The sequence below is a fragment of the Paenibacillus sp. 276b genome, assembly GCF_900107875.1.
Classification (GTDB): Bacteria; Bacillota; Bacilli; order Paenibacillales; family Paenibacillaceae; genus Paenibacillus; species Paenibacillus marchantiae.
Map to the genome: position 1 here is coordinate 2,285,315 of NZ_FNRR01000001.1, position 19,444 is coordinate 2,304,758.

A 19,444-nucleotide genomic window follows, 5' to 3' on the forward strand; every position below is an offset into this window, starting at 1 on the left:
AATCAAAAGAATCATTCAGGAAGAACCGCATTTCGGAATTCGCTGCTACAGTCATAAACGGCATCAACCGACATGCATATGCATGTCGGTCTCAATAACGCGCCCCGGATGAGGGACGCTGGCAATTTGATTGATGCGACAGAAGCCTCTAGGCCCTCTTCTCCAATCGTCGCATTCATTCCGGACTGCGCGGAATATTCGTAATAGTATGGTACTTGATTTTTCGGGTTCGGGCAACGTGACACCTCTTGTGAAATTGTATACATATCATGAAGCATTCTATTTTGCACACGCATGTTTTGCAGAATTACCTGCGTCCTGCCAGCAGCTTGCGTTCTACATATACAACGAGCTGGTACATCGCTGTAGCTACAGCCGCAATAATCAACAGGCTCGATAAAACAAGGGTAAAGTTAAACACTTGAAATCCGTAGATGATCAGATAGCCCAATCCCTGCTTGGCGACCAGAAATTCACCCACGATTACACCGACCCAGGCCATGCCCACGTTTACTTTTAAGGTAGAGACAATGGCAGGAAAGGAAGCGGGTAATACAACTTTGCTGAAGATCTCGGAGCGATCGCCACCAAACGTACGGATAACCTTTATATAGTTCTGATCTACTTCATTAAAACTGTTATACACGACAAGTGTAGTAATAATGACCGTGATTGACAAAGTCGTCATGACAATGGCCGTAAATCCTGCACCAAACATGACGATAAAGATTGGACCCAGCGCTACTTTGGGCATGCTGTTGAACACAACCATATAAGGATCAAGCACTTTGGACAAAAAAGGAGACCACCAGATCAGAACCGCAAGCAGTGTTCCGACGAGTGTCCCCAGCAAAAAGCCGACTGCCGTTTCCCCTACGGTTACCCCAACATGCGCCCATAGTTCTCCACTGACGATGTCCTTCCAGATCTGATTGAAAATTTTGCTGGGATAACTGAACAAAAGCACATCAATCCAGCGCAGCCTTCCCGCCAGTTCCCACAGCAAAAACATAAACACCAACATGGACAGCTGCACCGTCAGCACTTTATGTCGCCATCTGGCAACCTGCTGAATATGACTTTGGTGCAGCTGTCTCATCCAATCATCACGCATTTCCTGCTTCTGGTTCGTCTGATTCACCCGTTCTTCTCACCTCCACCGGACTGATCCAATTCACTCCATAACGCCTGAAACAGCTCATTGAACCCTGGCTGCTCCCTCGCGTGAAAAGGCTGTGCGTTCCGCAGATCTTCGGGAATGATAAACTCCTTCCGAATGCGCCCCGGATTACGATCAAGCACGATGACGCGGTCACTGACGGCAATAGCTTCGGACAGATCATGGGTGACAAGCACCGAAGTTTTGCCGGATTTCTTCAGTGTGTCTGAGACCAGATCCTCCAGCTGCAGCTTGGTTTGATAATCAAGTGCGGAAAAGGGTTCATCCAGCAACAGTATTCCCGGATCCGTAGCTAGTGTACGTACCAAAGCCACCCGTTGCCTCATGCCCCCGGATAACTCGGAAGGATACTGGCTTTCGGTTCCAGCTAGACCCATACCTGCCAGCAGCTCACGTGTGCGCTCGCGACTCTCGTCATTGAGCCCACCTGTCAATTCAAGTCCGATCAGGACATTATCCAAAATGGTACGCCATGGAAACAGATAATCCTGTTGCAACATATAGCCAATCTGGGCGGACGGACCTTCGATGCGTTTTCCTTTTACCTTGACCTCGCCTGCGGTTGGTGTGAGCAGCCCGGCGATGATCGACAGCAATGTCGTTTTACCACATCCGCTTGGGCCAACAAGACTAACGAACTCTCCTTGCTCGACCTGAAGATTCAAATTTTCGATAACCAGAGATGCTTCACGCTCGCTGACATAGACTTGCGAAATCCCTTCCAGTTTGATCACCGTTTCGGATTCAGGCATACATGCTCACGTCCTTTCCTGAATACCTGGTTACTTCGCTGATGCTGCTTGTTCTGCATAGGAATTATCCACAATCGTTTGAGAATCCACACGCTGTTTCAGTTCTCCCGCAGCACTCATGACGTCCAGCAAGTTATTCCATTCGTCCTCATCAATGATTGGATCGGTTGCATATGTGCCCTGTTCCTTGTAACGGTTCACACTGCTTACCAGAATGGCTGGATCAATATCTTTGAAATAAGGCTTGATGACTTCAGCAATCTCTTCAGCGGTGTGGGAATCCACCCAAGCTTGTGCTTTGTGCAAGCCGTTAGTGAACTTCTGAACGATGTCCTTGTTGTCATTAATATAGCTTTGTTTGGTCATGAAAACCGTATAAGGCAGATGACCACTTTCCTTCCCAAACGAGGCTACAACTTTGCCGCGACCCTCTTTCTCAAAGATGGACGCCTGAGGTTCAAAAAGCTGCACATAATCCCCCGTACCTGAAGCAAATGCAGAAGCGATGTTGGCAAAATCCACATTTTGAATCAGTTCCAGATCATTCTGCGGATCAATGCCATGTTTTTTCAGCGTGAATTCGCCTGCCATTTGAGGCATGCCGCCTTTTCTTTGTCCGAGAAATGTACTCTGTTTCAATTGATCCCAATTAAAGTCACCTTCGGGATTGCGGGCAAACAGAAACGTTCCGTCCGTCTGTGTAAGCTGGGCAAAGTTAATGACCGGATCTTCTGCGCCTTGTTGATAGACATAAATAGACGTCTCTGCTCCGACCAATGCGATATCTACTGAGCCTGCAAGCAATGCGGCCATCGTTTTGTCTCCACCAGCCGTCGTCTGAATGTCCACTTCAAGCCCCTGTTCTTCAAAAAAACCTTGGGCCACGGCCACATACTCCGGTGCGTAAAACACAGAACGTGTGACCTCACCAATCGTAATTTTGGTTTCATCCTTATCTTTATTGCAGCTGGTGAGAGCCACGATGATAATGAGCAAAATGACGATGGCCCGGATGAACCAGGGCGTGTATTTCATGATATTTCCCTCCTTCACTGGTTTCAGCTGTTCTCTCTACTATGGATATGCTGATGCCCAGCAAAAGGTTAAGAACTTGCATGCAAAAGAAGAGCCGGGCAATGATGCCCCGCTCTTCAAGAATTTGATAATAATGATATAGCTGTCTACAGCTTGTAAATCTCAGCATATTTCGCTTCCAGATAATCGGCCAAATAGTCTGGGTTCAACTCTTCACCCGTTACGGCCACAATCAGTTCGGAAGGTGTACGGCTTTTGCCATAACGATAAATTTTGTCAGTCAACCATTCCTTGATGGGAATCAGGTTACCTTCGGCAATATAGGCATCGAACTCAGGCATTTCTTTGCGCAATGTATGTAGAATCTGTGCAGCATACATATTGCCGAGCGAGTAAGAAGCAAAGTAACCAAAGTCACCACCCGACCAGTGAACATCCTGAAGCACACCCATACCATCATTCGGCGGCACAATGCCAAGATATTCCTTGTATTTTGCATTCCAGGTGTCCGGCAGGTCCTTGACTTCTAGACCTTCGTTAAACAGCATTTTCTCAATTTCATAACGAATGATGATGTGCAGATTGTACGTCAGCTCATCGGCTTCAATCCGGATCAGAGAGCTTTCAACCCGGTTAATTGCCCGGTAAAAGTCTTCCAGCTCAACCTCGTTTAATTGAGGGAAGTGCTGTTGCAAATCTTTATAATAACGCGTCCAGAATGGAAGACTGCGACCAATCATATTTTCCCAAAGACGCGACTGGGATTCGTGGATACCCATGGACGTTCCTTCGGCAAGAAGGGTACCGGCCAGGCTGTCGTCAATATTTTGCTCATACAGAGCGTGTCCGCCTTCGTGTAGTGAACTGAAGACCGCACTCGTCATGTCATCCTGCAAATAATTCGTCGTGATCCGCACATCACCTGGATTCAGGCCCGTTGCGAACGGATGAACACTCTCATCGAGTCTTCCGGCTTCAAAGTCATAACCCATTTGTCCCAGAATAAACAGACTGAATTTCTCCTGTTGATCCTTGTCAAACAGCTGGTTCAAGAACTCCGTGTTCGGCTTGTTCGCCGAAGCATTGATCTTCTCTTGCAGCGGAACCAAACGGGCTTTGAGACGGGCAAATACCGCATCCACCTTTTCTACAGTCAGTTCCGGTTCATACATGTCCAGAAGGGTATCATAACGAGTATCTTTCACACCCCAATAGTCAATGAACTCTTGTTTGAGCTTCACAATATCGGTGAGGTAGGGCGAAAAACCTGCAAAATCACTGTTATGCTTGGCATCTTCCCAAGCCGTTTCTGATTTTGCGGTAAGTACGGTATACGCTTGTACTTTTTCTGGTGGTACGGACTGACTGCGATTATATTCTTTCTGGCAATCTTCCACCTGACGACGGTCGATATCTTCCAGCTGTTCCATCACGGCTGGATTTGTTAATGTATCCAGGTAGGATTTCATCTCAGCTGAGGTTTGCAGTTTGAATGCTTCGGTTGACAGCATTCCCAGTGTTTCCGAACGTGTCGGGACACCTTTTTTGGGCGCACCTGTGCGCAGATCCCAGTGAAGCAAACCAATGGCTTCATGATAACTCTTGATTTTGCGAGCCAGATTACGGAAGGATTCCAGCTGTTCCTGTGTGTGTTGTTCCATTGTTAACGTTCACCTCTTCAAAAAAATGTTGGTTTCCCTATTGATGATACTTTTTGCAATGCGTATAATCAACTTTTAACAGATGCAAATTGCATTATTCCTCCAAACCGAGGAATAATGCAATTTGCTGACCGTGGTATAATAAAAATACCAAAGGGCGTAGGACAAGCTGCATTTGATGCAAGTGGCCGTGCTCATCGTATTGGATAACAGGAGGCAATAGACATGAACAACATTCAAGAGATTCTGGCTTACAACAAATCATTTGTCGAGACTAAAGAATACGAAAAGTATACGGCAGGCAAGTTTCCAACCAAAAAGATGGTCATCATCACTTGTATGGACACTCGTCTGGTGGAAATGCTGCCCAAGGCCATGAACCTGAAGAATGGCGATGTGAAAATCATCAAAAACGCTGGCGCAATCATTTCTCAACCTTTCGGGTCTGTTATGCGTAGTGTTCTCGTCGCCATCTATGAGCTTGGTGCCGACGAAGTACTGGTTGTTGGACACACGGAATGCGGTATGGCTTCCCTACACGCAGAGACCATGATTGGACATATGGTTGAACGGGGTGTATCTGAGGAAGTCATGAGCACACTGGAGAACTCCGGCATACGTTTACAAAAGTGGCTACGCGGGTTTGACAGCGTTGAAGAAGGGGTAAAACATACTGTGGAAGTGATCAAGAAACATCCATTGCTTCCACCTACTGTACCCGTTCACGGCATGGTCATCGACTCCTACACAGGTGAACTTGATCTTGTCGCAGATGGGTATGGGCAATAGACTTCTCTCTAAATGGTTTTGGGTGCGGACCTCAGGGTCCGCACTCTTTTTTTGTCTAAATTGAGGCAGTTGTTCTGTCAGGTTGTCAAACCATACAGTTTCAGTGTACACTTTTATGAAAGCGGTCAAAGAAAGCAATTTACATTGTTTTTGCTGGCCCAGCCCTAATATTAAGGAGACATGTGCATGAACATACTTTCCTACGGATTGCTCGGGCTTCTTACCCGCGAGGAGTCATCAGGTTATGATCTAATGCTGAAGATCCAGCCGCATTGGCAGGCTAAGCACAGTCAGATCTATCCGCTCCTCTCCAAAATGGAAAACGATGAGCTTTTAGCCTCCCGCTGGGTGCAACAGTCTGACAAACCAGACAAAAAAATGTATGCAGTCACGGAGAAAGGTATTGAAAAACTGCTGGGATGGATGATCACTCCCGTTACCGCTCCGGTTACGCGTGACGAGTTCAATCTGCGCATTTTATGTGTCGGCATTGCAGAAGACGGAAGCATGAGACGCATTCTGAATGAGCGCAAAAACTGGTTCATGGAACGCATCCGTTATTTCGAGGATTTGAAGTCCCGTATCCCTCAGGATAATCTGCGAGTAGGCAGTCGGGAATTCGGAAGTTACATTCTGGTACAAAAAGGGTTAATGAACGCACAAACGGGCATCGAATGGTGTAACTGGGTAACCCAATTACTCGATGGTCAGGCGGCAATTCAGGACCCTTGTCCAAGTATTTCAGAAAGATAAACAAAATTTGAAACGTTCCTGTAAGTTGACCGTATTACTTGAGTAAGGCCCATTTTTGGGCGAATCAAACAAATTAATCGGGGGGTTACGATCTTTACAATGAAGAAAAAATTCGGAATTAAACATCTCATGATGGTTTTCATGGCCTTTACATTACTGTTTGCAACAGTCGGAGTCGCGAATCCGGATTCTGCTGATGCTAGACGTGGTGGCGGTTTCAAATCGGGAACAAAAAGCTATACCAACACACCTAAGAAATCCGATTCCAACAGCAATGTGAGCAAATCTAATACGAATAATAACTCCAATGGAGCAGCTACAACGAACCGTGGCGGATTCTTCGGCGGTGGCGGTGGATTTATGAAAGGTATGATGCTGGGTGGTCTTGCTGGCATGATGTTCGGCGGATTGTTCGGTGGCATGGGCGCTCTGGGTAACATTCTTGGATTGCTCGTAAACGTAGCTGCAATTATGCTGATCGTGATGCTCGCGATGGCCCTGTTCAGAGCCATTACGAATCGTCGTAAACCAGCAGCAGATGGTCGTTATGACCGCAAAAATGATCGTGATGATGATGACCGTAACAGAAACGGACGGTACTAATCTCTATGGTTCTGAGCATGGATGAAATTGTCAACGCGATCTGTATTCACATGGCTGAACGCAAGGGTGTTCGCCCAACCGATGTCAATGTGGAACTGAGCTGGGAAGAAGATACGGGATATTCCGCAGAAGTCTGGATTCAAGGCCGAAGTCAGTATCTGGTCGAATCCAACATGATTGAAGCGATCCTGCGCTATCTGCACAGTGAATACGACATTCGAGCTTACCGTGAGAATGTAAGACTGGATCTGGATGAAGAGATCACAGCGATTGTGAATCAATAAATGAATAACTAATAAGCCATTTGCGGATGGAATATAAAAAGGACCGTCTCCATGATGTCATTGACATGATTGGAGACGGTCCTTTTTTGTGTTCCTTGGGAAGATGAAACCTTTGCATCTACCTTCCCAAGATTCATAATGTAATCTTATGGCTACTTCAATTTCACCAGACTGTAGTTTTTCTTGCCTTTACGGATAATGATGAATTTACCACCGATTGCGTGCTCTGCAGAGACCGTGAATTCCAGTTCCGTAACTTTCTCACCATTCATGGAAATGGCCCCTTTGGTGACATCCTCACGCGCCTGACGTTTGGATGGCTCCAGGCCAAGATCCACGAGCCAGTCTACAATATTTTTTGCTTCACCATCGGTTTCGAAGGTCGGCATTTCTTTAAAGCCCTGCTCGATTTCGTCAGCTGTAAGGGAACGAATGTCTCCGCTGAAGAGTGCTGCGGTAATGCGTTTCGCCTGCTCCAGCATGTCGTCGCCGTGAACAAATTTCGTCATTTCTTCAGCGAGTGCCTTTTGTGCTTCACGCTTGTGGGGCTCCGTTTCTACCTTTTCAGCCAAAGCTTCAATTTCTTCTTTGCTTAGGAATGTGAAGTATTTCAGGTATTTGATTACATCACGGTCATCCGTGTTCGCCCAGAACTGGTAGAATTCGAATGGAGTCGTCTTATTCGCATCAAGCCAGATGGACCCGCCTGCGGATTTACCGAATTTCGTTCCGTCGGATTTGAGCATCAGCGGGATCGTCAGACCGTAAGCTTTAGCTTCTGGCCCTTCTTTTTTACGGATCAGGTCCAGACCGCTTGTAATGTTGCCCCATTGATCGGAACCGCCGATTTGCAGCTGTACATCCTCATGTTGGAACAGGTGCAGGTAATCGAGCGATTGGAGAATCTGGTAGGAGAACTCGGTAAACGAAATTCCATCTTCCAGTCTGCTCGCAACCACATCTTTGGCTAGCATCGTGTTGAGGTTAAAGTTCTTACCGTAGTCACGCAAAAATTCAATCACATTGATTTTGTGTGTCCAGTCGTAGTTATTGACCATACGTACCTGATTGTCGCCATCCGTTACGAAAAGCTTTTTCATTTGTGCAGTCAGAGCATCTACATTGGCTTGTACCTCTTCCAACGTTTGCAGGGAACGTTCCGATTGACGACCACTTGGATCACCAATCGTTCCTGTTGCCCCACCAATCAGAATGACTGGACGGTGCCCAGCGAGTTGGAAACGTTTCAGCATCATGAACGGAATCAAATGTCCGATGTGCATGCTGTCTCCTGTAGGGTCAACTCCGCAATACAATGAAACCGACGTGGTCTCTGTCAGCTCACGCAGACCCTCCGCATCTGTCTGTTGATTAATGGCGTCGCGCCATTCCAGTTCATCAATAATATTCAAAACAAACAACCCCTTCTCTATGCATTGGTATTAGGCCATGATCTACGTTAATTCACAAGGAGCTAAGCCGGGAGAGGCTTTTTTGGACACAAAAAAATCGCCGCCTTGTCTTCAATAGACATAGGGACGATTATCATAACCGTGGTACCACCCAACTTGCACAGACAACAACTCACACGCTGTCCATACCGCTTTCAGCAAAATATCGTTTGCCATTCCGCTTGGCATTACCCAAGTACTCCAGAGTGTAATTCGCAGCCCTTGTATGTATCAGGTTCCATCAACCCCTGACTTTCTGTAACAGGGACAAAGCCGCTACTGCGCTCTATCAACGTAATTCATGTATTCAATTTATAGCCAGTATAGCCGAACGTCAATATCATTGCAAGGCCAAGTATTTAATCTTTATATAGAGCAACAGATGAGTGCCTACGCCAAAGTTTATAAAGACATCATGTTCAACTTCTCGTGGTAATATGCATAAGCCTTTTCTGCAATCTGATCTTCATTGTTCCAAAATTGCTGATCCAGCGCATCAAGATGTTGCTCTTCCTCTACTGTTAGAAACTTAGGAATATCCCACAGTTCAGCAAGTCTTTCATCCTCTCCCAAATGCTTAATCAGCCATATGCTGACTTTATGATGTCCATTACTTGAGTCGCACCAATGGTATGTAATGCCTGCAACGCGTAAAGGTATACCTCTTCGCCCCAGTTGCAGAAAAATTGAACAAAACCACCGTTAAAGACGTCCACCTCTAGCAGCCATAAAGCAGCAATTTCCTGTTCATTCGTTGTTAACGCAGCCCAGCCCTGAGCGGATTCATTCTTTTTTCCCCACAAAGGTTAACGCATATTCATACCACACATCATTAATATCCTGTTCACTCATGTCAATCACCTCTCTTTTCTTGGTTCCAGCCTCTCCAGATCTTGCCGTTTACCCGTCTGATGCCAATACAAGTAAGGATCTCCAAGCTGTTGGAAAGCCTTCTCAACACTTTGGGTCAATTCTTGCGTCACTGCGTTTGTGTAATTCAAGTGTGTCTGTTTATTATCCACACCATATCGTTTCAGCAATTCCACATGCGTTGCCGTAAAAATGATATCCTCCAGCAGCCAGTAGATTACTGCTTCCGTCTGTTCCATTCTTTTTTCCAACATAACCATGCCACGCTCGTATATACGAACTATATATGCATCATTTTCAATCTCTACATATGGAACTCCTTCCCCTTTAAAGCTCTCAAACAAGCGGTTAACATAGTCCTCAATCTGCTGCCTGCGGAAGGATGTCCGCTCAAGCAACTGAAAAAGAGTTTTTGCAATCTCTGTTTTGCTTAGTATGTTGGACATAAAATCTCCTTTTGACATGATAATGAAAAAGCTGCCAATGGCAGCCTCTTCATAACAAGTTTTCAATCAGGTTCCACAGAAAGTCCGGTAGGAGGTATCGCACTGCGTAGGCAGTTCCGCGTACTCAGCTTGTTCGGTAGAATGTGCAAACGGGTTTGAAAGAACAGCAAGAAGTTTCTCCATCACACTAAGATCTCCGTGATTCTCCGCTCGGTCCAGTGCTTCTTCCACCCGATGATTACGAGGAATCACCGCTGGGTTGCTAGTTCTCATCAATTGCTGCGATTCTTCTTTCCCTTCCTGCTGTCTGCCTAATCTTGCCTGGCGACGCTCATTCCACTCCGCAAACTCTGAAGTATCGAATAAAGGAGCTCCGTTGAGCGTATCAAAGGTCAGTGAGAGAAACGTATTTGTGTAATCTGCACTATGCTTCTCCATCAATTCAAGAATATCCCTGATTAGCGCTTCATCCTCAGCCTCTTCATTAAACAAGCCCAGCTTGCTCCGCATTCCCGAGAGCCAGTGGTGGTGATACAATTCAGAGAATTGTGCAATCGCATCCTGAGCGATTTGTACAGCCTGTTCTTCATCCTCATGCAGCAGTGGCAGAAGCGTCTCGGCAAACCGAGCCAGATTCCAGCCGCCAATATACGGTTGATTTCCATATGCATACCGACCTTGCGTGTCAATGGAGCTAAATACCGTCGCTGGATTGTAGGCATCCATAAACGCACACGGCCCATAATCGATGGTTTCACCACTGATGGCCATATTATCTGTATTCATTACGCCATGAATGAAACCAACCTGTTGCCACTTGGCGATAAGTGAAGCCTGTCGACGAATGACTTCCTGAAGTAACTGGAGATAGCGATTATCGGCTTCGGCAATATCGGGAAAATGCCGTTTCAGTGTATAGTCAGCCAATGCTCTGAGCTCATCAATCGATCCCCATCTGGCTGCGTATTGGAAGGTTGCTACACGTAAATGACTTGAAGCCACTCGCGTCAAGATTGCACCAGGTCGCTCTGTTTCGCGTGTAATGTTTTCTCCAGTAGATACAACCGCCAGACTTCGCGTCGTTGGAATACCCAGTGCATGCATCGCTTCACTAATAATATACTCACGCAGCATTGGCCCAACGGCAGCACGTCCATCACCTCCGCGAGAGTACGGGGTTCTTCCCGAACCTTTCAGCTGGATATCCACTCGCTCGGCTTGTGGTGTGATCTGTTCTCCCAGCAGCAAAGCTCTTCCATCACCAAGCATATTAAAGTTGCCGAACTGATGACCTGCATAGGCCTGAGCCAGAGGCTCGGCACCTTCCGGAATCAGGTTACCTGCAAACACCTCCGCTCCTTCATCACTGTTAAGAGCCTCGGCATTTAGCCCCAGGCTGGCTGCAAGCGATGTATTGAAGATGATCAACTTGGGTGATTGAACAGGTACCGCACCCTGATTTGTAAAAAAGGTCTGTGGCAAACGTCCATAACTGTTGTCAAAGTGCCAGCCTTTTTTCAGCGTTTCTTGTTGCATGGTGATCACAACTCCTTTTCTGTAACCAAGCGATATCAGGATATCCCTTCGTTTTATTTTAGCCTTGTGAACCAATGCTCATTTATGTAGTCGCATGGAAATTCAACGGAAAGAACATTCAGCATGTTCATGATGAAACTTTAGCATATTTATATCCCTTTTGCATTCATCCTGCTGTAACTTTCATACCCGAGGCACCGTTTAAGTTTCAAAGGGGGATCAGATTGAGAAAATATATCTATTGGATTGGGTCTATAACACTTTTGTTTATGTGCCTTACGGGTTGTTCAGCGGACAACATACAATCAAAGGGAAATCAGGTTATCGTTCAACAACCGGTTGAGAGCTCCAATCAATATACCCTGTATAGAAAAATTACCGATCCAGCACAGGTGCAAGCCATCAGGAACATCACCGCCTCTATCCCGTCGAACAATACTATAGCGGATATGGTGCGACCTCCGGATTATAAATTCTTTTTCAAGAAAAAGAACACAGATTCCTCAGATAAAAGTGTCATCTATAACCTCTGGATCAGTCCCCATCAGGATCAGGTTGAAATCATCATTGAAAGTAAACCTACTTATGTTCAATTAACTAAGAAGAAATCTGCAAAACTTTTCGAACTCATCACAGGTGAAAAGCTTCCGGGGTATGTTGAGTAAAAATATCCAATTGTACTCCGCAGTTTACCCAAAATAAAGACCCAAGAGGTTCATTGGCAAGGGGAGTCATTCCGATCATTCCACCTCAACCAATACATCTTGGGTCTGTTCCATTTATTCAGATCGCATACCTGTTACAAGACAATCTTAAGTATGTGCTTCTTGAGCTTGTACAGGCTGTACGGGCAGACTCTCTTTTTTAAATCCGAGGTTAAAGAAAACATTGAGCAGGATGGCACACAGACTGCCTGTGATAATACCATCCCCAACAATAATGCGGATACTTTGAGGCAGCTGGGCAAACAGATCCGGCACAGCCGTGACGCCAAGACCGAGTGAAACCGAACAAGCAACGATTAACAGATTGGATTGCTTGCTGAAATCCACATGTTGCAGCATTTTAATCCCGGATGAGACTACCATGCCGAACAGAACAACCGTTGCCCCGCCGAGTACCGCGCTGGGAATAATCGTTGCGAATGCCGCAACTTTGGGGATCAGTCCAAGAAAAATCAGAATACCTCCGGCTGCAACAACCACATTGGTCGTTTTCACTTTGGAGAGCTGAACCAAACCGACATTCTGAGCAAATGTGTTATACGGAAAAGCATTGAAGATACCACCAAGTACAAATGCCAGACCTTCTGCGCGGTATCCTCGTGCCAAATCCTTTTCGTTAATCGGTTGATCACAGATTTTGCTCAAGGCCATAAACACACCTGTAGATTCGATAATGACAACTGTGCCGACAATAATCATGGTAATGATCGGACCGATTTCGAAGGTAGGCCATCCAAAGTAAAAGGGCTGGGGCAAATGAAACCAAGAGGCTTCCTGTACAGAGCTGAAATTCACTTTCCCCATGATGGCAGCGACGAGGGTACCCACAATAATACCGAGGAGAACTGCGAGGGATCTGACAAAGCCGCGAGCATATCGATTCAGCACCAGAATGAAGAGCAATACCCCGAATGAGAGCGCCAGATTGTCCAGACTTCCGAAATTCTCACTGTTTGCTCCACCTGCCATGTTCTTGATGCCCGTTGGAATTAACGCCAGACCAATAATGGTTACGACTGTTCCAATCACAACGGGAGGAAACAGTTTGACGATTTTACTAAAGAAAACAGCACATATAACGATGAATATCCCTGCTGCTATGATGGAACCGTAAATGGCCGGAATTCCATATTGTGATCCAATCGCAATCATGGGAGTCACAGCAACAAATGAGCTTCCAAGAACCGCTGGCAAGCCAATCCCCAAATACTTCCCTTTACGTGCTTGAAGCCATGTCGCGACACCACAGGTTAACAGGTCAATCGATACCAGATACGCTAATTGTTCCGCAGTCAGGTTTAACGCTCTTCCCACAAGCAGCGGAACCAAAATGGCCCCGGCATACATCGCCAATACGTGCTGAATTCCCAGTGAAAAAATCCTCATTCTCTTGGTTTCTCTCATCCCTACCTGCCCCCTGTAATTTAGAATCACTTTACCGCTGCAAAAATCATGTTATGTTGATTCACATTATATAAACAATTGCGGGAAGTTCCATGATCCATCACATAGAATTGTTGCAGGTTATAAAGAGAACACAATATATTGGGCATTTTGTACAAAAAGGAATGAAAACACCTCCTTCTTTTGTTATATTATCTCACATAAAAAAGGCTAGCCAGAAAATTCTGACTAACCTGATCATATGAAAGCCACCGCCATGGCGACTTCTTATGCATAATATAATATGGACAATATGCAGACTCAAATGGAATAATCGACCACAATTACATTCTCCAGCCACTCATTCAGGAAGGCTACAAATGCCTGATGTGCAGGATGCGGGCCATAAGCACGCAGCGCTTCCTGATCTTCAAATGTCACTCTCAGGCCAAGTGTGAAGCCCTGAATATGATCCGTCTCCTCTGTTACATTAATACCTGCGGTGAGATCCACAATTCCAGGAATCTGTTCCTGTAACGCGAGTAATTGAGCTACCAATTCTTCCTGTTTGACCGTAGTGATTTTATCGTTCAATTTGAATGCGACCAAATGTTCATACATTATCTTTTCACCTCATTCCTTTAACGAGTAGTGATTTAGCTTTTTAATACTCTGCTTTGAACATGATGCAGAAGTTTCTGAAGCCAGATCATATCACTCTGAATGGAGTGGTACGCGTGATCTCGCATCAACAACAGTGCATCTTTCAGATCCTCCTGCACATCAATCTCCTGAGGTGTATGAGATTCAATATATTCCAGCCTCTTATTCATCTTCTCAATAATATCCTCAATCAAATACGCGATCTTCTGATTATCCACCTTATCCAAATGGACCAACGCAGCGTATAAGGACTGTACATTCGTAAACTTCTGGAACACCTTATATATGCTCTGTTCAAGGGACTGACGTCCTTTTTCGGTAATTCCATATGTCGTTTTGTCTGGTCGATTTTCACTCTGAATTGTTTCTACCTTCTCAATAAGACCCTTCTTCAGCAACACTTCAAAATTATAATAAATGGTACCTTCGGTAATCTTGGCATCCGTTTGATCCAGATGTTTCCCAATTCGCTTCTTAATATCATAGGGATAATAATTCCCTTCACTTAGTGCACCGAGTATAAATATTTGAATCGACATGTGACTGCCCCCATTCTGCTAATCGAAGGGCATAGCTTCTTCTTCATCGCCTACCCTCATATCTTCTATTTTATATCATAACGGGCTGTTGTACAGACTCCTGTGTGGTACTAGTTTGCTTGGCTTTTTTGAAATGATGAATGGCTGTATTGATAACAAAGGCTCCCACACCAACCAATGCCAGCCCAACAGCATAATGCACCGTTCGTCCCCCACCGAAGAGAATATTGTAATCCAGATGCGTTGAATAGAACATCGGTGTGATTTGACTTACGAATTTGAAATATCCTGGCATCATCTCCGGTGACATGGACGTCCCGTTTGCAATGGATTGGCTGAGTACGAATATCATATTGATCAGCATTCCGCCTTGACCCAGAAGCATGATAAAGATACTTGTAAACTCAATCGACACAAACAACTGCAAACTATGCACCATCCACAGTTTCAAAAACGCTTCCACGCCATACCCTTGCACCATAAAATAAATGCCTATCCCTACAAGTGGAGCAAGGATGGAAACAAGCAGGTTGACTCCTCGCATTGCAAAGAATGCTTTCCATTTCCCCATCTGTCCTTGCAGTTGTTTCATGCCGCCAATGCTTTGCATCGCATAGATCATGGCTCCAACATAGAGCGCCATGGTGATAAACATCGGTGCCATCTGATTTTGCATGCCTGCTGGTTGCGGGTTGCTCAGAACGATGTCGGATGATACTTTGTCCATGGTCGATTCCACAATCTGTTTCGATTGCTCCGCAGGAACCTGCATACTGCTCAGCACACCCTCAAAGCTCTGTGCCTGAACCTGAGCACCGATCTGCGCAGTGATTTGAGCAGCTACATTTTTCATTGAACTGGTGATCGTTGTTGGGTTCGATTCATTAATCAGGTACTGGAGCTGAGCTTTACCGCCTTGTTCAGACAGTTTCTCCGTAAAATCACCCGGTATACGTATGATCATATGAATATCCCGATCTTCAAGCCCTGTCTTTGCCTGTTGCAATGATTCGTTGGTTACTACCTTAAATGGCAATTGTTCTTGCAATTTTTGTACAAACTCAGTACCGGATTGCTGGTCCTCGTTGACAATGGCCACCGTAAGATTGGTTACATTTTTGGGGATTGCACTATATCCCGACATAAAAACGGTCAACATTACAATCTGATAAAAAACGATCATGAATATGCCTGCCTTGACTCCGCCGTGCTTCAGTATGTTCTTCACTCTTTACTCCACCTTGTTGTTTTAATTTAAACTACTTGAATTAAAGTACTCTTATTTGTTATATTTGTCAATGAGACCAACCAAGGAGGCGAAACGAATGACGAAGAGCTCTATTATTTCTCTGTCAGAAATCACGAATTTCCAATCGAAAGAAGAAGAATTCAGTCCCTACCGTTGGTATCGCAGCATGTTGAATCAGGAACCTGTCATCTACAATGAAGAGACCGATTCCTGGCATATATTCAAGTATGATCTTGTCAAAACCGTGCTTAATGATCACGAGCACTTCTCCAGTGTGAGAAAAAGATCAATTGTGAACGTCGGATATTCAAGTGAAGAAAAAGGTGCGGACAGTGAGCATCACATGCCGGACAAGCTGGATATTCACAATGTAGATCCGCCGGATCATCGCAAGCGGAGATCATTGCTGGCAAGTGCGTTTACACCGAGAAGTCTCAAGCTTTGGGAACCGAGAATACAGGCAGTGGCCGAAGAGCTAATTAAAGAGTTTGAGCATCAATCAGAAGTGGACATTGTTGAAGCTTATACGAGCATGTTTCCTGTCATTATCATGTCTGACCTGCTTGGCGTTCCTTCCAAAGATCGTCATTTGTTCAAGGGTTGGGTGGACACCATGTTTATGCCCACTACCGATGCCACCTTTGATCAAATTAACGAAATGAAAAAGATTGCCGGCGAAGAATATTTTAAATACTTGTATCCCTTCGTTGTGTCCAAAAGATCCAATCTGGGAGAAGATATCATATCCGACCTGATCCAGGTGGAAGTGGATGGCGAGCACTTTACGGATGAAGAGATTGTGCGAACCACCATGTTTATTCTGGGTGCTGGCATAGAAACAACAAGCAACCTGCTGGCCAACTCGTTCTATGCCCTTCTGTATGATCAACCGGAATTGTATGCCGAACTCAGGGATAACCTTGAGCTTGTTCCAGCCGCGGTAGAGGAAATGCTGAGATATCGCTTTCACATCAGCAAAATGGACCGGATGGTCAAAGAGGATAACGATCTGCTTGGTGTTAAACTGAAAAAGGGAGACGCTATCGTAGCGTGGATGAGTGCAGCCAATATGGATGAGAACATGTTCGAAGACCCGTTCACCTTAAATATTCATCGATCGAACAATAATAAACAGCTTGCATTTGGTTTTGGTACTCACTTCTGTCTGGGGGCACCACTGGCGCGTCTGGAAGCCAAAATTGTACTGACCACATTCCTAAAAACCTTCACCAGCATTGAACCCGTGGAAGGATTCAATCTGGAGGAAAACCTGACTGCCTCTGCGGCCGGACAATCTTTAACGACCCTTCCGCTGAAGCTATATACGTAAATTCATCTGACGTAAATTCATTTATGAATTGATAATCTTCACTATATTTTCGATGGATAAAATCAAAACAAAAAGAGCAGATCTCATCTGCTCTTTCTTTCTACATTCGTTAATTCAGTAAACCTGTTCCATTCATCATAAATGGCACCACTCGCTCAGCCAATTCAGCCGGGGATTCCTGTCTCTCCTCCAAATTCCAGCGATACGTCACCCCATAGATGGACCAGCTCAGCATCGTTGCCAAATACGCCAATGTTTTGGGTGGCTCTGCTCCATCTGTTTGACTCATGGCAAGCTCCAGAACGAGCTTCTCTAACTGGGCCTTAATATTTTCTTCAAAGATTGGCGCTACGGACTCATATTTCTTGATACATTGATTACTTGAATCATGATAATTACATAACGAGATCACCAGTTGCTTCAGGGTCTCTTCTGTCAAATGTGCCTCTGCATCAATCTGTTTGAGCACATATTCTTGGAAAGCATAGGACAAAACGGATTCAAGCAGTTCATATTTGTCTGCAAAATGGGCATAGAATGTGGCCCGGTTAATCGTCGCCTTTTGTGTAATATCCTGAACTGTGATGGCTGAGAAATCCTTTTTATTCAAATGATAAAAAAACGCATCCTGAATTAATTGACGGGTTCGGATCACCCGTGGATCATTGGGATTTGGAGAAAACTCACCTGACATATACAAAGTGTCCCTTCTAATCGATCTTGTAATCAAACTTCTTAATGCTCTGCTCCTATTATAAATAGCTCCTGTTAGCTCAACAAGTAATCCGGGGTTAAACCAACATTATTATGGTCGCTTCGCTTAAGCAACACATTGGATAAATCGTCGGTTGATGCAGCCACTCTCCATTGATAATATTGCACTCGTACCCCGCTTGGAGGTGCACTATTATGGAGGTGTTTGACTTGAGTAATCATCAACAACAAGTTCAATCCACGGAAAATCTGTTTCAACCTTATACGATTCATAACTTAACCCTGCAGTCTCGCATCGTTATGCCCGCTATGGGTCGGGCTTTCTCACCCGATGGTGTACCGGGTACCGATGTAGCGGCTTATTATCGCAGACGTGCCGAAAATGGCGTCGGACTTATTATTACCGAAGGTGTAACCATTGATCATCCGGCGGCAACCAGCGAACCGCGTGTTCCCCGTTTTCATGGTGAAGAAGCATTGAACGGCTGGGCAGAAGTCGTCAGACAAGTTCATGAAGCAGGGGGCAAGATTTTTCCTCAGCTCTGGCATATGGGTATGGCTCGTCCAGCGGGATCGCAGCCTCATCCGGAAGCTCCATCCATTGGACCGTCGGGTATTGATCTCGAGGGAAATCTGACGGGTGAACCGATGACAGACGAAGAAATCGCCAACATCATTCAGGCTTTTGTGGACGCAGCAGTTCATGCCAAACAGCTTGGGTTTGACGGCATTGAAATTCAAGGAGCACATGGTTACCTGGTTGACCAATTCTTCTGGGACAGAACAAATACACGGACAGACCGCTACGGCGGTGATCTTATCAAGCGTACGCAATTCGCTACCGAACTTATTCAAGCAATCCGTTCTGCCGTGGGTCCCGATTACCCGATTGCCATTCGTTTGTCGCAATGGAAAATGAGTGATTATTACGTCAAACCGCTGGACACACCAGATAAGCTGGAGTTATTCCTGAATGTGTTGGTAGAGGCCGGCATCGATATATTCCATTGCTCAACACGACGTTTCTGGGAGCCGGAATATGAAGGTTCGGAACTTGGATTTGCCGGCTGGGTGAAAAAACTGACAGGCAAACCAACGATAGCCGTGGGTTCTGTCGGTCTGGATGATGAATTTACAAGTCTCTATACGGAAGGTAAAGGTGCAGGACACAAGGATTTAGATGATCTTCTCCTTCGTTTGGACCAGCAGGAATTTGATCTGGTTGCCGTTGGACGCGCACTACTGGCTGATCCGGCGTGGGCTGTGAAAATCCGTGATGGCCGTGTGAATGAAATTCAGGCTTTTTCGCCAGAAGCACTTGCTACGTTGCTATAACAATAATTTAGGTTCAAATTAATATTGTTATCCGTTAAATGAGCTATAATTGAACCAAAATACTCGTCATCCATCTAGTTAGGGACAGCGGGTATTTTGGTTTTTTTACATGTTTGAACAAAACAGAGCGAGCAATATCGTCCAAG

General features: G+C 45.4%; 21 protein-coding genes and 1 other annotated feature. Of the genes, 7 read left to right on the forward strand and 14 right to left on the reverse strand.

Annotation, left to right across the window (positions count from 1 at the left end):
- Positions 1 to 307 precede the first annotated feature (307 nt).
- The 4 genes from BLV50_RS09710 to BLV50_RS09725 form a co-directional block, all read right to left on the reverse strand.
- A complete protein-coding gene (locus tag BLV50_RS09710) occupies positions 308 to 1,099 on the reverse strand; it encodes an ABC transporter permease (protein ID WP_371129241.1) in 792 nt (263 codons plus the stop codon).
- A 38-nt stretch (positions 1,100 to 1,137) separates the two neighbouring features.
- Complete coding sequence (locus BLV50_RS09715; protein WP_072733323.1) at positions 1,138 to 1,932, reverse strand: ABC transporter ATP-binding protein; 795 nt, start codon at positions 1,930 to 1,932, stop codon at positions 1,138 to 1,140.
- A gap of 30 nt (positions 1,933 to 1,962) precedes the next feature.
- The gene (locus BLV50_RS09720; protein ID WP_063563087.1) at positions 1,963 to 2,967 is read right to left on the reverse strand and encodes an ABC transporter substrate-binding protein; all 1,005 of its coding nucleotides are present in this window, start codon (positions 2,965 to 2,967) and stop codon (positions 1,963 to 1,965) included.
- A gap of 146 nt (positions 2,968 to 3,113) precedes the next feature.
- Entirely contained in the window at positions 3,114 to 4,628 is a 1,515-nt protein-coding gene (locus BLV50_RS09725) for a carboxypeptidase M32 (RefSeq protein ID WP_090807242.1), read from the reverse strand.
- A gap of 225 nt (positions 4,629 to 4,853) precedes the next feature.
- On the opposite strand from BLV50_RS09725, the gene BLV50_RS09730 reads away from it, so the two are divergent.
- The 4 genes from BLV50_RS09730 to BLV50_RS09745 all read left to right on the forward strand — a co-directional run bounded on the left by BLV50_RS09730 (position 4,854) and on the right by BLV50_RS09745 (position 7,057).
- Positions 4,854 to 5,417, forward strand: a complete 564-nt coding sequence (locus tag BLV50_RS09730) for a beta-class carbonic anhydrase (protein WP_063563089.1) — start codon at positions 4,854 to 4,856, stop codon at positions 5,415 to 5,417.
- Between the two features lie 186 nt (positions 5,418 to 5,603).
- Positions 5,604 to 6,170, forward strand: coding sequence for a PadR family transcriptional regulator (locus tag BLV50_RS09735; protein ID WP_072733326.1), 567 nt, complete (start codon positions 5,604 to 5,606; stop codon positions 6,168 to 6,170).
- 99 nt (positions 6,171 to 6,269) lie between these two features.
- Entirely contained in the window at positions 6,270 to 6,773 is a 504-nt protein-coding gene (locus tag BLV50_RS09740; protein WP_063563091.1) for a hypothetical protein, read from the forward strand.
- A gap of 5 nt (positions 6,774 to 6,778) precedes the next feature.
- Positions 6,779 to 7,057, forward strand: coding sequence for a YxcD family protein (locus BLV50_RS09745; RefSeq protein ID WP_024630486.1), 279 nt, complete (start codon positions 6,779 to 6,781; stop codon positions 7,055 to 7,057).
- A gap of 152 nt (positions 7,058 to 7,209) precedes the next feature.
- On the opposite strand, the gene tyrS is transcribed toward BLV50_RS09745, so the two are convergent.
- From tyrS to BLV50_RS09765, 5 genes are all read right to left on the reverse strand, one after another.
- Positions 7,210 to 8,469, reverse strand: coding sequence for a tyrosine--tRNA ligase (gene tyrS, locus BLV50_RS09750; protein ID WP_063563092.1), 1,260 nt, complete (start codon positions 8,467 to 8,469; stop codon positions 7,210 to 7,212).
- A 119-nt stretch (positions 8,470 to 8,588) separates the two neighbouring features.
- Positions 8,589 to 8,810, reverse strand: a binding site (T-box leader).
- Between the two features lie 100 nt (positions 8,811 to 8,910).
- Complete coding sequence (locus BLV50_RS33420) at positions 8,911 to 9,081, reverse strand: DMP19 family protein (protein ID WP_256337912.1); 171 nt, start codon at positions 9,079 to 9,081, stop codon at positions 8,911 to 8,913.
- An 8-nt stretch (positions 9,082 to 9,089) separates the two neighbouring features.
- Positions 9,090 to 9,311 (reverse strand): DMP19 family protein, encoded by a 222-nt coding sequence (locus BLV50_RS33425; RefSeq protein ID WP_256337913.1) that lies wholly within the window; start codon positions 9,309 to 9,311, stop codon positions 9,090 to 9,092.
- Between the two features lie 54 nt (positions 9,312 to 9,365).
- Positions 9,366 to 9,824 carry an Imm63 family immunity protein gene (locus BLV50_RS09760; protein WP_072733327.1) on the reverse strand — a complete coding sequence of 153 codons (459 nt, stop codon included), beginning with the start codon at positions 9,822 to 9,824 and terminating at the stop codon, positions 9,366 to 9,368.
- A gap of 66 nt (positions 9,825 to 9,890) precedes the next feature.
- The gene (locus BLV50_RS09765) at positions 9,891 to 11,360 is read right to left on the reverse strand and encodes a protein adenylyltransferase SelO (RefSeq protein WP_072733328.1); all 1,470 of its coding nucleotides are present in this window, start codon (positions 11,358 to 11,360) and stop codon (positions 9,891 to 9,893) included.
- A gap of 224 nt (positions 11,361 to 11,584) precedes the next feature.
- Between BLV50_RS09765 and BLV50_RS09770 the strand changes: the two genes are divergently transcribed.
- Positions 11,585 to 12,025 carry a YhfM domain-containing protein gene (locus BLV50_RS09770; RefSeq protein ID WP_072733329.1) on the forward strand — a complete coding sequence of 147 codons (441 nt, stop codon included), beginning with the start codon at positions 11,585 to 11,587 and terminating at the stop codon, positions 12,023 to 12,025.
- 147 nt (positions 12,026 to 12,172) lie between these two features.
- Here BLV50_RS09770 and BLV50_RS09775 read toward each other — a convergent pair whose 3' ends face one another.
- From BLV50_RS09775 to BLV50_RS09790, 4 genes are all read right to left on the reverse strand, one after another.
- The gene (locus tag BLV50_RS09775) at positions 12,173 to 13,489 is read right to left on the reverse strand and encodes a nucleobase:cation symporter-2 family protein (protein WP_072733330.1); all 1,317 of its coding nucleotides are present in this window, start codon (positions 13,487 to 13,489) and stop codon (positions 12,173 to 12,175) included.
- A gap of 300 nt (positions 13,490 to 13,789) precedes the next feature.
- On the reverse strand, positions 13,790 to 14,089 hold the full coding sequence (locus BLV50_RS09780; protein ID WP_090807246.1) for a Dabb family protein: 300 nt from the start codon (positions 14,087 to 14,089) through the stop codon (positions 13,790 to 13,792).
- Positions 14,090 to 14,124: 35 nt separating this feature from the next.
- A complete protein-coding gene (locus tag BLV50_RS09785) occupies positions 14,125 to 14,670 on the reverse strand; it encodes a PadR family transcriptional regulator (protein WP_090807248.1) in 546 nt (181 codons plus the stop codon).
- Positions 14,671 to 14,740: 70 nt separating this feature from the next.
- Positions 14,741 to 15,898: a YhgE/Pip domain-containing protein gene (locus tag BLV50_RS09790; protein WP_079693954.1), complete on the reverse strand. Its 1,158-nt coding sequence runs from the start codon at positions 15,896 to 15,898 to the stop codon at positions 14,741 to 14,743.
- 97 nt (positions 15,899 to 15,995) lie between these two features.
- Here BLV50_RS09790 and BLV50_RS09795 point away from each other — a divergent pair, with 97 nt between their 5' ends.
- Positions 15,996 to 17,249, forward strand: coding sequence for a cytochrome P450 (locus BLV50_RS09795; RefSeq protein ID WP_072733333.1), 1,254 nt, complete (start codon positions 15,996 to 15,998; stop codon positions 17,247 to 17,249).
- A 109-nt stretch (positions 17,250 to 17,358) separates the two neighbouring features.
- Here BLV50_RS09795 and BLV50_RS09800 read toward each other — a convergent pair whose 3' ends face one another.
- Positions 17,359 to 17,943 (reverse strand): TetR/AcrR family transcriptional regulator, encoded by a 585-nt coding sequence (locus tag BLV50_RS09800; RefSeq protein ID WP_063563100.1) that lies wholly within the window; start codon positions 17,941 to 17,943, stop codon positions 17,359 to 17,361.
- Positions 17,944 to 18,173: 230 nt separating this feature from the next.
- Here BLV50_RS09800 and BLV50_RS09805 point away from each other — a divergent pair, with 230 nt between their 5' ends.
- Positions 18,174 to 19,298 (forward strand): NADH:flavin oxidoreductase, encoded by a 1,125-nt coding sequence (locus BLV50_RS09805; protein ID WP_090807570.1) that lies wholly within the window; start codon positions 18,174 to 18,176, stop codon positions 19,296 to 19,298.
- Positions 19,299 to 19,444: the final 146 nt, after the last annotated feature.

Coding starts and splice junctions, on each gene's coding strand:
- BLV50_RS09765 (WP_072733328.1), bottom strand. CDS start 11,360: ATGCAACAAGAAACGCTGAAAAAAGGCTGGCACTTTGACAACAGTTAT.
- BLV50_RS09800 (WP_063563100.1), bottom strand. CDS start 17,943: ATGTCAGGTGAGTTTTCTCCAAATCCCAATGATCCACGGGTGATCCGA.
- BLV50_RS09730 (WP_063563089.1), top strand. CDS start 4,854: ATGAACAACATTCAAGAGATTCTGGCTTACAACAAATCATTTGTCGAG.
- BLV50_RS09710 (WP_371129241.1), bottom strand. CDS start 1,099: ATGAGACAGCTGCACCAAAGTCATATTCAGCAGGTTGCCAGATGGCGA.
- BLV50_RS09720 (WP_063563087.1), bottom strand. CDS start 2,967: ATGAAATACACGCCCTGGTTCATCCGGGCCATCGTCATTTTGCTCATT.
- BLV50_RS09775 (WP_072733330.1), bottom strand. CDS start 13,489: ATGAGAGAAACCAAGAGAATGAGGATTTTTTCACTGGGAATTCAGCAC.
- BLV50_RS09785 (WP_090807248.1), bottom strand. CDS start 14,670: ATGTCGATTCAAATATTTATACTCGGTGCACTAAGTGAAGGGAATTAT.
- BLV50_RS09745 (WP_024630486.1), top strand. CDS start 6,779: ATGGTTCTGAGCATGGATGAAATTGTCAACGCGATCTGTATTCACATG.
- BLV50_RS09760 (WP_072733327.1), bottom strand. CDS start 9,824: ATGTCCAACATACTAAGCAAAACAGAGATTGCAAAAACTCTTTTTCAG.
- BLV50_RS09795 (WP_072733333.1), top strand. CDS start 15,996: ATGACGAAGAGCTCTATTATTTCTCTGTCAGAAATCACGAATTTCCAA.
- BLV50_RS09725 (WP_090807242.1), bottom strand. CDS start 4,628: ATGGAACAACACACACAGGAACAGCTGGAATCCTTCCGTAATCTGGCT.
- BLV50_RS09735 (WP_072733326.1), top strand. CDS start 5,604: ATGAACATACTTTCCTACGGATTGCTCGGGCTTCTTACCCGCGAGGAG.
- BLV50_RS09715 (WP_072733323.1), bottom strand. CDS start 1,932: ATGCCTGAATCCGAAACGGTGATCAAACTGGAAGGGATTTCGCAAGTC.
- BLV50_RS09780 (WP_090807246.1), bottom strand. CDS start 14,089: ATGTATGAACATTTGGTCGCATTCAAATTGAACGATAAAATCACTACG.
- BLV50_RS09740 (WP_063563091.1), top strand. CDS start 6,270: ATGAAGAAAAAATTCGGAATTAAACATCTCATGATGGTTTTCATGGCC.